The sequence below is a fragment of the Arthrobacter sp. FW306-06-A genome (assembly GCF_021870055.1).
Taxonomy (GTDB): Bacteria; Actinomycetota; Actinomycetes; order Actinomycetales; family Micrococcaceae; genus Arthrobacter.
On record NZ_CP084552.1, the window covers coordinates 3919158 to 3933197 of the forward strand.

At 65.2% G+C, this 14040-nt stretch carries 14 protein-coding genes and 1 pseudogene; 8 read left to right on the forward strand and 7 right to left on the reverse strand.

Annotated elements, in window-relative coordinates:
• Nucleotides 1-8 precede the first annotated feature (8 nt).
• From LFT49_RS18360 to LFT49_RS18375, 4 genes and pseudogenes are all read right to left on the reverse strand, one after another.
• Nucleotides 9-560, reverse strand: a complete 552-nt coding sequence (locus LFT49_RS18360) for a hypothetical protein (protein WP_237429011.1) — start codon at nt 558-560, stop codon at nt 9-11.
• 106 nt (nt 561-666) lie between these two features.
• Nucleotides 667-966 (reverse strand): SHOCT domain-containing protein, encoded by a 300-nt coding sequence (locus LFT49_RS18365; RefSeq protein WP_236799754.1) that lies wholly within the window; start codon nt 964-966, stop codon nt 667-669.
• 35 nt (nt 967-1001) lie between these two features.
• Nucleotides 1002-1352 (reverse strand): DUF6325 family protein, encoded by a 351-nt coding sequence (locus tag LFT49_RS18370; protein WP_373462130.1) that lies wholly within the window; start codon nt 1350-1352, stop codon nt 1002-1004.
• Nucleotide 1353: 1 nt separating this feature from the next.
• Nucleotides 1354-1911: pseudogene (locus tag LFT49_RS18375) on the reverse strand (ZIP family metal transporter); the annotation flags it as partial.
• A gap of 201 nt (nt 1912-2112) precedes the next feature.
• Between LFT49_RS18375 and LFT49_RS18380 the strand changes: the two are divergent.
• Nucleotides 2113-2589, forward strand: a complete 477-nt coding sequence (locus LFT49_RS18380; RefSeq protein WP_236820553.1) for a sensor histidine kinase — start codon at nt 2113-2115, stop codon at nt 2587-2589.
• Nucleotides 2590-2704: 115 nt separating this feature from the next.
• Here LFT49_RS18380 and LFT49_RS18385 read toward each other — a convergent pair whose 3' ends face one another.
• Entirely contained in the window at nt 2705-3316 is a 612-nt protein-coding gene (locus LFT49_RS18385) for an NADPH-dependent FMN reductase (protein WP_236799757.1), read from the reverse strand.
• Nucleotides 3317-3554: 238 nt separating this feature from the next.
• Here LFT49_RS18385 and LFT49_RS18390 point away from each other — a divergent pair, with 238 nt between their 5' ends.
• The 4 genes from LFT49_RS18390 (at nt 3555) to LFT49_RS18405 (ending at nt 8606) form a co-directional block, all read left to right on the forward strand.
• Nucleotides 3555-3707, forward strand: a complete 153-nt coding sequence (locus LFT49_RS18390; RefSeq protein WP_236799758.1) for a hypothetical protein — start codon at nt 3555-3557, stop codon at nt 3705-3707.
• Between the two features lie 179 nt (nt 3708-3886).
• Nucleotides 3887-6529, forward strand: coding sequence for an exo-rhamnogalacturonan lyase family protein (locus tag LFT49_RS18395; protein WP_237429012.1), 2643 nt, complete (start codon nt 3887-3889; stop codon nt 6527-6529).
• 248 nt (nt 6530-6777) lie between these two features.
• The gene (locus LFT49_RS18400) at nt 6778-7509 is read left to right on the forward strand and encodes a polysaccharide deacetylase family protein (protein ID WP_237429013.1); all 732 of its coding nucleotides are present in this window, start codon (nt 6778-6780) and stop codon (nt 7507-7509) included.
• A gap of 137 nt (nt 7510-7646) precedes the next feature.
• Nucleotides 7647-8606, forward strand: a complete 960-nt coding sequence (locus tag LFT49_RS18405; RefSeq protein ID WP_236799761.1) for an SRPBCC family protein — start codon at nt 7647-7649, stop codon at nt 8604-8606.
• A gap of 100 nt (nt 8607-8706) precedes the next feature.
• Here LFT49_RS18405 and LFT49_RS18410 read toward each other — a convergent pair whose 3' ends face one another.
• Nucleotides 8707-10713: a rhamnogalacturonan lyase gene (locus LFT49_RS18410; protein ID WP_272912527.1), complete on the reverse strand. Its 2007-nt coding sequence runs from the start codon at nt 10711-10713 to the stop codon at nt 8707-8709.
• Nucleotides 10714-10915: 202 nt separating this feature from the next.
• Nucleotides 10916-11416, reverse strand: a complete 501-nt coding sequence (locus tag LFT49_RS18415) for an Lrp/AsnC family transcriptional regulator (protein ID WP_236799762.1) — start codon at nt 11414-11416, stop codon at nt 10916-10918.
• Nucleotides 11417-11508: 92 nt separating this feature from the next.
• On the opposite strand from LFT49_RS18415, the gene hisC reads away from it, so the two are divergent.
• The 3 genes from hisC (at nt 11509) to LFT49_RS18430 (ending at nt 14015) form a co-directional block, all read left to right on the forward strand.
• On the forward strand, nt 11509-12603 hold the full coding sequence (hisC, locus tag LFT49_RS18420; protein ID WP_442863717.1) for a histidinol-phosphate transaminase: 1095 nt from the start codon (nt 11509-11511) through the stop codon (nt 12601-12603).
• Between the two features lie 53 nt (nt 12604-12656).
• Nucleotides 12657-13289, forward strand: a complete 633-nt coding sequence (locus tag LFT49_RS18425; protein WP_236802948.1) for a YitT family protein — start codon at nt 12657-12659, stop codon at nt 13287-13289.
• Nucleotides 13290-13373: 84 nt separating this feature from the next.
• Nucleotides 13374-14015, forward strand: coding sequence for an NADPH-dependent F420 reductase (locus LFT49_RS18430; protein WP_237429015.1), 642 nt, complete (start codon nt 13374-13376; stop codon nt 14013-14015).
• Nucleotides 14016-14040 lie beyond the last annotated feature (25 nt).

Below are 14040 nucleotides of genomic sequence, written 5' to 3' on the forward strand. Positions count from 1 at the left end.
CTTCCGGTTCAGATAAGGATTACCTGTCCCTGCCGGGTCTCCTGCTGTACAGCGCTGCTGGTCGGTGGTTCCGCTGGTTGAGGTACTTCAGTCAGGGGCCGGATCAAAAGGTTGCGGTGCAGCGTCATCCACCCGTCCCGTTCCAGCGGTGCGTGGTCGAACTGGTCAGGCACGAAGAGGACGTCCCTGCTGTCGGGATCCTGGATCCCCACCAGGACGTCCCGGCCGTCACGGACCTCATGGCACATTTCCCAGTAGGACCTTTCGTCGTCCCAAGGAGACGTCACCACCAAGCACGCTACGCCAGGATCGATGCCAGGCGCTGCGTAGTAGGACGTCGACTCGTAAGAGGCAAGGAACCTGCTCTCCCGAATTTCGGCATCCCCTTCGTCGTCCTGGATGGCGTGGACCGCATCCTGCTTGGTCAATTGCCGCTCGAGCACTTCGACGGTCCCGGGGACTCCGACGAAGAAGTGTACGTAGATGAACCCCAGGACCACGCAGGTGCCAGTGCCGACAATCGCGGCAAGGGTGATGGTGAGCTTCCAGAACAAAGTCAACGGTGGTGCTGGTCTTTGAACGGTCAGGATGGTCAAGCGCTGCCCCCTCAGGCTGGTGATCTCCCTGCACGCTACACGAGATACCGCCACCTGATGTGGCGCAGCGTCAGCTCCCCAGGATCTTTGCCTTCTGCGCCTCGAACTCCTGTTCGCTGAGGATGCCCTGCTCCTTCAGTGCCCCGAGCTCCTTGAGTCGCTCGAGAGCTTCAGTGGAAATTCCGGTTGCAGCAGCGGCGGCGGGCTGGGCCGATGCCATCTGGGCCTCATACATCGCCTGCTGTTTGGCAGCGATCCCGGCATCCTTGTCCGCGAATTTCTCAGCCTGCCAGCGCTGGACCCTGCCGCTGACCGCCGAAGCCGTCCCGGCAACGACAGCGGTACGCACCACGCCTCGAAGCAGTCCCATCGTCTCTCTTCTCCTCTTCAATCCGGTCGTATCGGTCAGGAAACGGGCGGTGCTGCGCCGAGGGCTTCAAATGCTGCCATCACATCGGGCGCGGGGATCCGCGTACTCGCGACGAGCTCGCCCCCGGCGTCGCGCACGGCCGCTACGAAAGGCGCCGCCCAAATGTTCTCGTACACGATCAGCACCGCCAGGCTTCCCGGGAGAACAGCGCCAGCCGCCTCCCCAATGTCTTCTTCACCGAGAAGGCCTGACTGCACCCCCTCCAAGTATGAAAACTCTTTCGCCTGACCACCCGGGTCGGTCAGCTCGACCACCTCGACCAAGCCCTCCTCGTTTTTTGCGATGACGAGCAGATCGAGTAGCCGGATCACACCTTCCTTGACCAGCCGCGCCACTTCCCGGCTGGCCCGCGATGCCGCCCCAGAGCCCAAAGACGTAAGCCTTGCTCCGGCCAGCCTTCTTCATGCCCGCGGTACCCGATAGCCCTTCAGGAAAATTGGAGATGAAGACCGCCACCAGCATGGCAGGGCTCATCCCTCCCCCAGCCAGCAGGCCGACGCCCAGGACCACCGATTCCGGCAGCCCGTCCAGCAACGCTCCGACAGCAATGGCCGTGCCGCTGCCGGGCGCGTCCTGCTCGGAGGGTTGCTGGCCGCCGGACCTCTTGCGGTGCTTGGCGCCAACCCGGGCCAGGAGCATGTTCGCGCCGACGTACACTACCGCACCAGCCAGGAAGCCTCCCGCTGTCGGCCACAGACCGCCGCCTTGGACGGCCTCGTCCACCAGGTCAAAGGCAAGGGCGGAGATCAGCACCCCCGCGCCGAAGGCCATGACCGTGGAGACAACTTTCGGTGGTATCGCCCACCGCCAGGACACAGCGGCTCCCAGGACCAGCGCAGCTCCGGCGCCGGTGCCCCATACGATCGAAGTCAACCAAGTAGGCATATGCCCTCCGTCCCCAGTCCAACGGGGATAAAACAATGGGGCTGGCAGCGCGCCATGTCACAGCCACTGCAAAAAGGCGGCTGCCATCCTCCCCCGCCGCGCAAAATTGATGGGATCTTGAGGCAAAGCTTGCCATCCCTAGACATTGCGGGTCCACGCTGGAGGCATCGGCAAAGCCAGCTTTTTGGGGAGCAGAAAGTCATGGGAAGCAAAACAACGTTGGACAACGAAGTCACAACCGTGGGCGGCGTACTGACAGACCGGCAGCCGCTGGACTTCCACACCCTGGGGGTGGCCGGGTGCATCGACCGGCTCACGGCACCCCTGCGGCAGCAGGGGACGGTGGTCCAATGGGACACTCCCCATTGGGGCCTCGAGATCCCTGCGGACTCCGCATCCCTGCTGTACCAGTCCGCCCGCGAGTTACTGAGCAACGCGTTCAAATACTCCTCGGCGCACACGCTCGCCATCCAGCTTGCCGCGGTTGACCACGGCATCCGCCTGGCAGTGTCCGACGACGGCACAGGCTTTGACAGCAACCTCGCCACCACCGGGCGGCACCACGGCTACGGGCTCCGGCTCATGTCAGTGGCCGTCCAGGAAGCGGGCGGAACGGTGGAAATTACCTCCAGCCCCGGCCGGGGCACCAGCGTCACGGTCACGCTGCCGCTGGACTAACCGGACTCGCGGACCGTCAAGGACTCACAGATACGGATGCCCACCGTCGCTGGGACGGCGGGCATCCGTACGCCCCAGGAATGCCCCGGCCCATGAGCTGCAGGAACTACCGGAACTACCGGGAGAGCTTGGCGGAGTCAGGCTCCAGGTCGCCGATGTGGCCGGGCGCGTTGGCTGCCAGGACCCGCGCAACGAAAGCGGCGTACTCGTCCATGTAGTGCCCCAGGAACTTGGCTGTGGACTCGTCCTTGACCTCCCCGTCGTCGCCAAAAACTTCTGCCTTGTACGTGATGTACGCTTCCGGTGCGTTCAGCTGGGGCGCATCAAGGAAGCTCAGGACGCTGCGCATGGACGACTGCATCACGGCGGTGCCGATGCTGCCGGGAGAGGCGCCGATGATGCCCGTGGGCTTGCGGGCAAATGAGTTGGTCCCCCAAGGACGCGAGCCCCAGTCAATGGCGTTCTTGAGCGCGCCGGGGATGGACCGGTTGTATTCGGGAGACACGAACAGGATGCCGTCGGCAGCCTCGATGGCTTCCTTGAGGGCGCGGCCCTCGGGCGGGAAATCGGCATCGTAGTCGTAGCTGTACAGCGGGAGGTCCTTGATGGGGATCTCGGTGAATTCGAGTTCTTCGGGGGCCAGTTTGATCAAGGCCTTTGCCAGGGTCCGGTTGATGGAGCCGCTCGCCAGGCTGCCCACGAAATATCCGATCTTGTATGTCGCCATGAGTGATCCTTTCCAACAGCCGGTCCACGCCGGCTGGCTGAGTTTGGCTGGAAATGGTGCCGTTCTCCCCGGGGGAGACCAAAGGGACGGCGGTGGTGCCAACTGCTCCCCCAGTCCAGCACACAAGGCAAGGCCCGGCCAGAGTGCGTGGATGGTCCTTGACAGGTCCGGAAGCGAAGCGCTGAATGAGGGATGGCCCAATCCACGATCCCCAGCTCTACCCATGACAGGAGCAGCCATGACTGAGAACCGAGCCAAGGATGACGACGACCGGGTCCACAACCAGGCCCCCTCCGAAGGCGACCCCAACGCCGACCCCAGCGACCTGCGCGTCCACCCCCAGGATCCCGCCGAAGGCGCAGACGACGAAGGGGATGCGGCCAAGAAGTAGTACCTCTCCGGTCTACCAGCCCCACGGCTGCCCGCTTCAACTCCGCGGGACTGTCCCGCCTGGCAAAAACCCCTTGCCTGCCTGGCACTTGTCTACTACGTTGTAATCCAACCCCAGAAAGCGCTTTCCCACTTGGTTGGGACGTAGACGCGCGGCAATCAGCAGCGGAATTGGATGACATGACGGACAGCACCCTCATCAGGTGGATCGACGGGCAGGGCCCAACAGAAATCAGCGGCGGAACCACATGGGGCATGCCTTTCGTACGTGGCCTCGTGCCGGGCACGGAGGCGCTGACAGTATCCGACGCCACCGGCACGCCCATTCCCAGCCAGGCGTGGCCGCTGGCCACCTGGCCGGACGGATCCTTGAAGTGGGCAGGCATCGCATTGGCGGCAACAGACGCGCCGTCGAAGACTTACCACGTGACGGCCGACGGCGGCACAACCACCGCGGCCGGCCAGCCGCCGTCGGACGCCGCTTCAGTCACGGTCACCGAAGGTGCCGGCACTTTGACCGTGCACACAGGCCTCCTGACGATGGTGCTCAACCGCAGGGGCTCCACTCTCTTCAGCAGCCTGGTCCGGGACGGCCGGGAAGTTGCCGGGGACGCCAAGCTCGTCAGCCTCCTGCAGGACGGCCTTCCGGAAGGTGCGGGTACGTTGGGCCGCCATGCCTTCACCGGTGAGGTCACCGCCGTCGTCCTCGAACAAAGCGGCCCCGTCCGCGCCGTGGTCCGGCTGGAAGGCACCCATCGCCCGGACGAACCGGAAAGCGGCCGACGGGAGTGGCTGCCGTTCGTGGTGCGGTTCTACTTCTATGCCGGCGCCCGCAGCGTTCGGATGGTGCACTCCTTTGTTTGGGACGGGGACGCGGATCGGGACTTCCTGGCCGGACTCGGCGTGCGCTTTACGGTGCCGCTGGAGGACGACCCGCACAACCGCCATATCCGCATTGCGGGCGCCGACGGCGGGTTCCTCACCGAAGCGGTCCGCGGCCTCACCGGACTCCGCCGTGACCCCGGCACGGAGGTGCGGGAGGCGCAGGTCGCCGGCCGCCCCACTCCCCCGTTGGACACCTGGAACCCGGAAGTCTCGGCCCGCCTGCACCTGATCCCCACCTGGGGCGACTACACCCTCAGCCAGCTCAGTGCGGACGGCTTCGAACTGCGCAAGCGCACTGCCGCCGGCCACGGCTGGGTGGGCATCTCCGGCGGAAGCCGCTCGGCGGGATTCTGCTCCCTGAGCGACTCCCAGGGTGGCCTGGGCGTGGGGATCAAGGACTTCTGGCAGTCCCATCCAGGGCAGCTGGACATCCGCGGCGCCGCCACCGGCGAAGCAGCGCTTACGGCCTGGCTCTACTCGCCCGAAGCGCAGCCGATGGACCTGCGGTTCTACCACGACGGCCTGGGCCAGGACACGTTCGCCGAACAGCTGGAGGGCCTCGAGATTACGTATGAGGACTACGAACCGGGCTTCGGCAACCCCAAGGGCATTGCCCGCACGCATGAGTTAACCCTGTTCGCCTATGAAGCCACCCCGTCCACCGAAGGCCTGGCCGCAGATGCTGCCTCCGCTTCCACCCCCGCTCTCCTGCAGGCCACGCCGGAATACCTGCACTCGGTGGGGGTGTTCGGCGACTGGATGCCAGTGGACCGGAGTACCCCGGCCCGGGCCCGCCTGGAGGACCGCCTGGACTTCCTGTTCAACTTCTACGCCGGTCAGGTGGAGCAGCGGCGGTGGTACGGCTTCTGGAACTATGGCGACGTGATGCACACCTACGACTTCGACCGTCACGTATGGCGCTACGACATCGGCGGCTACGCCTGGGACAATTCCGAACTCTCCCCCGATCTCTGGCTCTGGTACTCCTACCTGCGCTCGGGCCGGGCGGACATCTTCCGCTTCGCCGAGGCCATGACCCGGCATACGGGCGAGGTGGACGTCTACCATCTCGGCCCCTGGAAGGGCCTGGGGTCGCGGCACAACGTCCAGCACTGGGGCTGCAGCGCCAAGCAGCTGCGGATCAGCACCCCCGCCTACCGCCGTTTCTACTACTACCTGACCGCCGACGAGCGCACCGGGGACCTGCTGACGGAACTGGTGGACAGCGACCAGAACTTCCTGGGCCTGGACCCGGTCCGCAAGGTCCGCCCGGACGCCGCCACCTACCGGCCCGACCGCGGGGCATTGGGCGTGGGGCTCGGCACGGACTGGGGCTCACTTGCGGCCGCCTGGCTGACGGACTGGGAACGCACCGGCAATCCGCGCTCCCGCGACCGGTTGCTGGGCACCATGGCGGACATCGGCGCGCTCAAGTACGGCTTCCTCACAGGCGAAGCACTGTACGACCTGGACAAGGGCCGGTTCGATACCGGCCGCGAGCAGATGTCAGTGTCGCACCTCAGTGCCGTGTTCGGGCTGGTGGAGATCTGCAGCGAGCTGGTGGACCTGGTGGACGATCCGGAGTTCGAGCGGGCCTGGCTGCAGTACTGCCGCCTGTTCCTGGCCACCAAGGAGGAGCAGGTGGAAGCCGTGGGCCAGCCGCTTGAGGGCATCTACCTCACGCAGGCGCACAGCCGGCTCACGGCTTATGCCGCCGCGCGGTTGCAGGACCGTGACCTTGCGGCCAAAGCCTGGGAGAGCTTCGCCGAGGGCGGGGAGCACCTGAACCACGAATCCGCGTTCACGCTGCGGAAGATCGAGCCGCCGCACGTGCTGTTGCCTGTGGATGAGGCGCCCACCGTTTCCACCAATGACACCGCGCAGTTCGGCCTTGCGGTCATCCAGAACCTGGCCCTGGTGGGCGACCACCTGGACTGACGCAACGTTCCCAGCCAGAAACCAACGACGGCGGCACCCGGCTTTGATTCCAAGGAAGGCCAGATGCCGCCGTCGTCCGTTTTCCGCGCCTCGCGCGGAGGAAGATAACGGCCGCATAACGCCCTTTTGGGGCGCCCACAGAAGTTACGCACTCGACGCCTGCCACCTGTTTACACCCGCTTTAAGCCCGCCATAGGGTGCTGCACCTAAACAAGGTTGAAAGCGACCTTGGGAAGGGAAAGAGCACCATGAAGAGCAAAATTGCGGTCATGGCCTTGGCCGCCCTGAGCTTGATCCTGGCCTTGCTGGCCGGGGGTCCAGCCGCATCAGCCCAAGCCGCCGACAAGCCACTGATTGGCCTGACCTTTGACGACGGTCCTTCGCCCCAACGCACCGCATTTGTCCTCGATGTCCTCAAACAAAAGGGCGTCAAGGCAACATTTTTCCTCCAGGGCTCCCACGTCCAGCAGTACCCCGACCTCGTCCGGCGGATCAAAGCCGAGGGACATGTGATCGGCAACCACTCGTGGAACCACCCAAACTTCCCCGACCTGAACCAAACCAGCCAAAAGCAGGAGGTTGACCGCACCAACGCCGCCATCAAGTCCATCACCGGTACGACACCCAAACTCATGCGCTTCCCGTTCGGCAACAGCACCCCATACTCCCTGGACTACATCAGGAGCATTGGCATGAGCGGCGGAATCCAATGGCATTGGGAGGTCGGCGAACCCGGCGATTACGAGTGCCCCGGCGCAGCCGGAGTCCAGAAGTACGTGATGGATGAGGTTGCCCCCGGTGCGATCATCCTGCTCCACGACGGCAACGACGTCCTGTCCTGCCCCGCCTCGCAATGGGACTACCTGGCCAGAACCATTGACGCAATCCGGGCCAAGGGCTACGACTTCGGCGTGGTGGCCCCTTCCTCCACACCCAGCAACCTCAACGAGGGCTCGTATGGCGTCGTGGTGGCGCCCTAGGTAGGGCAAGCCCCGCCGGGGTTTCACCTTTTGCACCACCCGCTCTGGAAACCGAAGCAACCAAAAGGTATGTTGGTAAGCATGCTGATGATTTTTACCAAATCATCAGTTCCCGGTAACAAAGCGAAGGAGACGTTATGAGCACGAAGGTGGAAAAACGCATTCTGGTGAACGTACCGGTGAGCACGGCTTATAACCAGTGGACCCAGTTCGAGGAGTTCCCCCACTTTATGGGCGGCGTCAAGAGCGTTACGCAGCTCAGCGACGAGAGGCTGGAGTGGGTGGCCGAGATCGGCGGCGTCCGCCGGCAGTGGGAAGCCAGGATCCTTGAGCAGGTCCCGGACCGCAGGGTTGCCTGGGCCGCCACCGAAGGCGCCACGAACGCCGGCGCAGTGGACTTCGAGGACGTGGGAGGCGGCCAGACCTCCATCCAGCTGACCCTCGAATACGAGCCCGAAGGCGTGATCGAGAAGGTGGGCGACAAGCTCAACGTCGTCGACCGCCAGGCCGAATCGGACCTGCAGAAGTTCAAGGAATTCATCGAGGACGAGGGCTACGCGAGCGGTGCCTGGCGTGGATCCGTCAACGCCGGTTCCGCTGTGGGCACCCCCGGTGTTGAACACGCCGGCGCCTCCCGCGGCGATTCCGGCAAGGCGGGCGTCTCCGGCAAGGTTGCGGCTGGCGTAGGCCTGGCGGCGGCCGCGGGAGCAGCGGCAGCCATGGCGGCCAGCGGCAACAAGGACAAGACCGAGACTGCCGACGTGACCGTTACCGAGACCACCCCCGTGGTTCCGGCGGAACCGGTTGTTCCGGCTGAGCCGCTCACCACCGGCGCCACGGCCGGCGCAGCGGACGCGGGCACCGGAGTTCCCGCGGCGGGCACGACGGCGGCTGCCGGTTCCTCCGGTTCCGTCGCCGATCTGGATGACAGCCGGATCGGGCATACGTTCGACCAGACCAACGGCCTGGTGGATACTACCGGCGAGTCGGACGAGACACTCGAAGGCGAGAACCTGAGCGCCGGCGAACGGCGCGAGGGTGATCGCGGCACCGAAGGCGGCTTGCCGCCTGTCGGCGGCAACCTCGGCGGTCACTGACCCCGCCGGATCTCCGACCCGCCCGGTCGCTGATCCAGCCCAAAAGCAAGCGCCGCCCGCCTTCCCCCAAGGCGGGCGGCGCTCTTGCGTCCGGGAAGGTTTACTTCGTCTTGCCTGCGTAGAAGACAGCCGGTGCGGCCGGGGCCTGCATTCCCTCGCCGATGAAGAAGCTCGGGTGCGGCGGCTGGTTGTAGCCGACCGTTTCGCGCGCCACGCCGGTGCGGTACATGGGGTCATGCATCAGGGTGCGGAGCCGGACCTCGGTAAGCGAAGTTGTGGTGTAAATCCGCAGTTCGCTGCTGTCCTCCGATGGGTACACCAGCTCCTCGCGCCAATCCCCCAGCAGGTCCGCCTGCAGCGACGGGTTGCCCTTGGTGTGGTTGTTGGTGCGGGCGCCGGCGGCGGTCAGCAGCCGTTCGCTGGTTTCAGTTTCCCAGTTCCACTTGGAGATGGTGGGTACGCCCATGCCCGCGTTGGCGTCGAAGTCATGGTCAACGATCTCGCGCAGCAGGTCGCCGTCCCACCACGCCATGAAGTTGGCGGCGGGGATCTTGTCCGAAATCCGCTCCCCCTTGGCCGACATCAGGAATCCGACGGGTGAGTTCCAGGCGGCGTCGCCGCCCACTGCCCAGCTTTCAGAGCCGGGGAACCGGGGGTCAATATCTCCGGTGGCGCCGCGGCCCGTGTCCTTGACAGCGGGGATGCTCCAGAGGACTTCACCAGTGGCGGCGTCGCGGAAAGTGGCGCCCCGGTTGCCGCTGGCGCTCATGCTCTCGTGCACAGCAAAGGTTTCCAGGCCGGGCCGCGAGGGGTCCAGGTCGCCGGTATGGATGGCGTCGCCATGCCCGAGCTTGGTGTTGTACAGCGGCGACCCGTCGTCGTCGATGGTCATGGAGCCGAAGACGAACTCGTCCTTGCCGTCCTGGTCCACGTCCGCCACGGACAGGTTGTGGTTGCCCTGGCCCTTGTACTCGGCACCCGCCACGTCGGAGTCGAACTTCCAGCGCTTGACCAGCTTGCCGTTCACCAGGTCATAGGTAACCAGCACGGTGCGGGTGTAGTAGCCGCGGCTGAACATCATGGACGGGTGTTCGCCGTCCAGGTATGCCACTCCAGCGAGGAAACGGTCCACGCGGTTGCCGTAGTTGTCCCCCCAGGCCGCAACGCTGCCGCGCGGCGGGTCGTACGGAACGGTGTCCATGATGGTGCCGGCGGCGCCGTTGAATACCGTGAGGAACTCGGGCCCGGACAGGACGTAGCCGGCGCTGTTGCGGTAATCGGCCGCGGGGTCGCCGATGACCGTACCGGCGTTGTCAGTGGTGCCGTCCGCAGTCTTGAAGGCGACTTCGGCCTTGCCGTCCCCGTCAAAGTCGTAGGCGAGCATCTGGGTGTAGTGCGCGCCGGCGCGGATGTTGCGGCCCAGGTCGATCCGCCACAGCCTGGTGCCGTCCATCTTGTACGCGTCCACGTAGACGTTGCCCGTGTAGCCGGACTTGGAGTTGTCCTGCGCGTTGGAAGGGTTCCAGAGCTGGATGATTTCGTAGGCACCGTCGCCGTCCAGATCCGCCACGCTGGAGTCGTTGGCGCTGTAGGTGTACGGCTTTCCATCCTTGCTGACGCCATCGGCCGGCTTATCCAGCTTGATGGGCAGGTAGTTCTGGGCCAGCGGGGTGAATTCGGCGCTGAGTTTGTCCTGCCCGTTGCCGTTGCCCACGGTCTTGATGACGTACTTGGAGTCGGCCTTGCCGTCCGGATCCAGGTACGTGGTGGTGTCCCGGATCGGCTCGTCGGTAATGATGGCACCGTCACGGATCACTTGGAAGCCAACGCTGTCCTTGTCCAGGCCCAGCATGCGCCAGCCCAGCGAAACACCCTGACCGGTCAGGACGGCAACCGGGGCACGGTCGAGGTTTTCCACCTGCCGGGTGAGGCCTGGACCTGCGGGGGCAGCGGGAGAGGCAGGGTTTCCTGCGCCTGGATCAGCGGCGGCAAGGGGGACACCGGTGAAGGCCAGAACAGCCGCGGTAAGGGTAGCCGCTGCTGCCGGCGCCGCCTTCCAAGCCCCGCCCGCCAGAGTTTTTGGGGAATGAATTGAGGGGTTTGCCAAAAGAACATCTCCTTTGATGCAGCGGCGGCTGAGTCCGCCGCTGTCTTTTTGGAACGTTTCATTCGTAGAGCGTTATTGACCCATCGCGAGTGGTTTCGAGGAGTGCGGACTACGAGGAAGCGCTTTCTGCCCTCTAGGTCTATCAGCGTCTGACAAACCCGGTCAAGGGTTTGACCGAAAGTGATTGGGAGAATATGTTCTTTTACGGTTGCTTCTGCACATGCCCCTTCTCCGCGGCAGCCTGCAGCAGCGGCACGGTCCGGGTGGGCATTACTTCGACCAGGGACATGGCGGTACTGGTGCGTACGACGCCGTCAATCGCCAGCATCGCGTTGGTGATCCGGTGCAGGTCGGCCGGGTCCCTCGCGGCCACTTTGGCGAGCAGGTCTGCATCCCCGGTGGTGGCATGCATCTCGATGATTTCCGGGATGGTCTGCAGCGCCGCGACGGCGATGTCACTTGAGGACTGGCTGATGGAAATGGAGATGAACGCGATGAGCGGCAGGCCCAACGCTGCTGTCCGGACCCGTTGGCTGAAGGGGGCCAGGCTGCCGTCGCTGGCCAGGCGGCGGAGCCGGGCGTGGACAGTATTGCGTGCCACGCCCAGTGTTCTGGAGAGGGACAGTACCGTCGCGTGCGGGTCACTGTCCAGTGTGAGGAGGATCTCTGCGTCCAGCGCGTCAATGAGGTGCATACTGAGCATTTTGCCACTCAAGCGCAGCTCAACTACTGGATCTGTCCTGCCCAATCCACCCCTGTTGCGCAAACGTCCCGAACTCCCGCACCATGCTGTCCATGACCAGCACCCTTTCCGAAGCCGCGGCACCCGAGGTCCGCGCCGCCGTCGCCCAACTCCCCGCCTACGTGGCCGGCAAGAGCGCGCAGTCCGACCTGACCGCCGCCCTTGCCTCGAATGAAAGCCACTTTCCTCCCCTGCCGTCCGTCGTCACGGCGATTTCCGCCGAGGCAGACCGTATCCACCGGTACCCCAGCATGGGTGCGGTGGAGGCACGTGAAGCCATTGCCGGGCACTTTGGCGTCAGCCCTGAGGAAATTGCGGCGGGCCCGGGAAGCTCAGGTGTGCTGCAGCAGATCATCTCGGCCGTCTGCGGGCACGGTGACGAGGTGGTCTACGCCTGGCGGTCCTTCGAGGCGTATCCCATTTTGGTGGCGGTGGCCGGAGCCGTTTCGGTGCCCGTACCGCTGCTGGCAAGCGAACACCACGACCTTCAGGCCATGGCGGCTGCCATCACCGATCGCACCCGCCTGGTGATCCTGTGCTCGCCGAACAATCCCACCGGCGTGTCCATCAACCCGGAGGCACTGGAAGAGTTCCTGCAGTCCGTGCCCCCGCGGGTGCTGGTAGTGCTGGACGAGGCGTACGTCGAGTTTCAGCGCGGCTCCGGCGTGGACTCACTGGACTTCTACCGCCGCTACCCAAACCTCTGCATCCTGCGAACCTTCTCCAAAGCGTATGGGCTGGCGGGGCTGCGGATCGGCTACGCCATTGCCCGTCCCGGTATCGCCGAAGGCCTCCGCCGCACGGCCGTTCCGTTCGGCGTGAACCGGATGGCGCAGGCCGCCGCGGTTGCCTCACTCGCTGCCGCGGACCAGATCCTGGAGCGGACCGAGGCCGTGGCGCAGGAACGAACCCGGGTCATCCAGGCCCTCCGCGGCTACGGCTGGGACGTGCCGGACAGCCAGGCCAACTTCTACTGGATCCGCGCCTCCGACGAACTGCGGGAACGGCCCCTGGATGCACTGTCCGGGGCCGACATCCTTGCCCGCGGTTATGCCGTCGACGGCGTGCGGATCACTCTGGCCGACGCGGCCACCAATGACCGCGTGCTGGCGGTCCTGGCCGACCGCGAGAGGTTTGTGTCCCGGTGAGCACCTCCACGAGACTTCCCGCTGACGCAACCGTCGCTGCCCCGGCCCGGCAGGTGGAAGAGCCGACGACGGCAGGTTCCGCGCCGCCGTCGGCCGCCCGCCACTCCGTGGTTGAGGATGTCCTGGGCATCCTGACGGGCACGTTCGCCGCATCGCTGGGGCTGTTCCTGCTCAAGTCCAGCGGTGCCGTCACCGGCGGCACCGCCGGGCTGGCGCTGCTGCTGAGCTACTCGGTGGCGCTGCCGTTCGGCGTCATCTTCTTCTCGGTCAACCTGCCGTTCTTCGTGCTGGCGGTGTGGAAGAAAGGCTGGAACTTCGCCCTCCGCACCGGCGCGGCAATTGCCTTGGTGTCCCTGATGGCCAGCCTGCACCCGGCGGCCCTGGGGTCGCTGCACATCGACCCCCTGTATGGCGTGCTGGGCGGAAACCTGCTGGCCGGAGTCGGACTGCTGATCCTGTTCCGGCACCAGTCAAGCCTGGGCGGCTTCAACATCCTGGCCCTGCTGCTGCAGGAGAAGCTGAAATGGCGGGCCGGGTATGTGCAGATGGTGCTGGACGTGGCCATCGTGGTGGCGTCGCTCGTGCTCGTTCCACCGCTGATGGTGCTGCTGTCCGCTGCAGGCGCCACCCTCTTGAACCTCATTCTCGCGCTGAACCACCGGCCGGGGCGCTACCTGGGAAAGTAGGCACCCGAAAGTAGGCACGGACCAGCCCTTTTATTCCCCTGGACCAGCTGAAATATCTCGGCGGGGGGCGGTGTTGCCGCCCATATGACAACAATCGGAATCATCGGTGCAGGACATATTGGAAGCCAGGTTGCACGGAAGGCCGTGGAGCTGGGCTACGACGTGGTCATCAGCAACTCACGGGGGCCGGAAACCCTCCAGGACCTGGTGGCTGAGCTTGGCCCGAAGGCCCGGGCAGCCACCTCAGCTGAAGCGGCATCGGCCGGCGACTTCGCCGTGGTCACGGTGCCGCTGAAGAACTACAAGGACGTCCCGGTGGAACCGCTGGCCGGCAAGATTGTGATCGACACGAACAACTACTACTGGGAGCGGGACGGCCGCATTCCCGCCCTGGACAACGGCGAGGCCACCACCTCCGGGATGCTGCAGGAACACCTCCCCCAGTCCAAGGTAGCCAAGGGCTTCAACCACATCATGGCCAAGGACATCACCACCGACGGGACTCCGGCCGGCACGGAGAACCGCCGCGCCCTTGCCACCGCCAGCGATTACCCGGAAGCCGCTGAACTGGTGACCCGCCTCTACGACGAATTCGGTTTCGACACCGTCAACGTCGGCCCGCTTTCCGAGAGCTGGCGCGTGGAGCGCGACCGCCCGGCCTATGTGGCACGGCAGAACGCCACGCAACTGAAGGACAACCTGGCCAAGGCCCCTCGAACCATCTGATTTGTCGCATACAAAAACTGGCTGG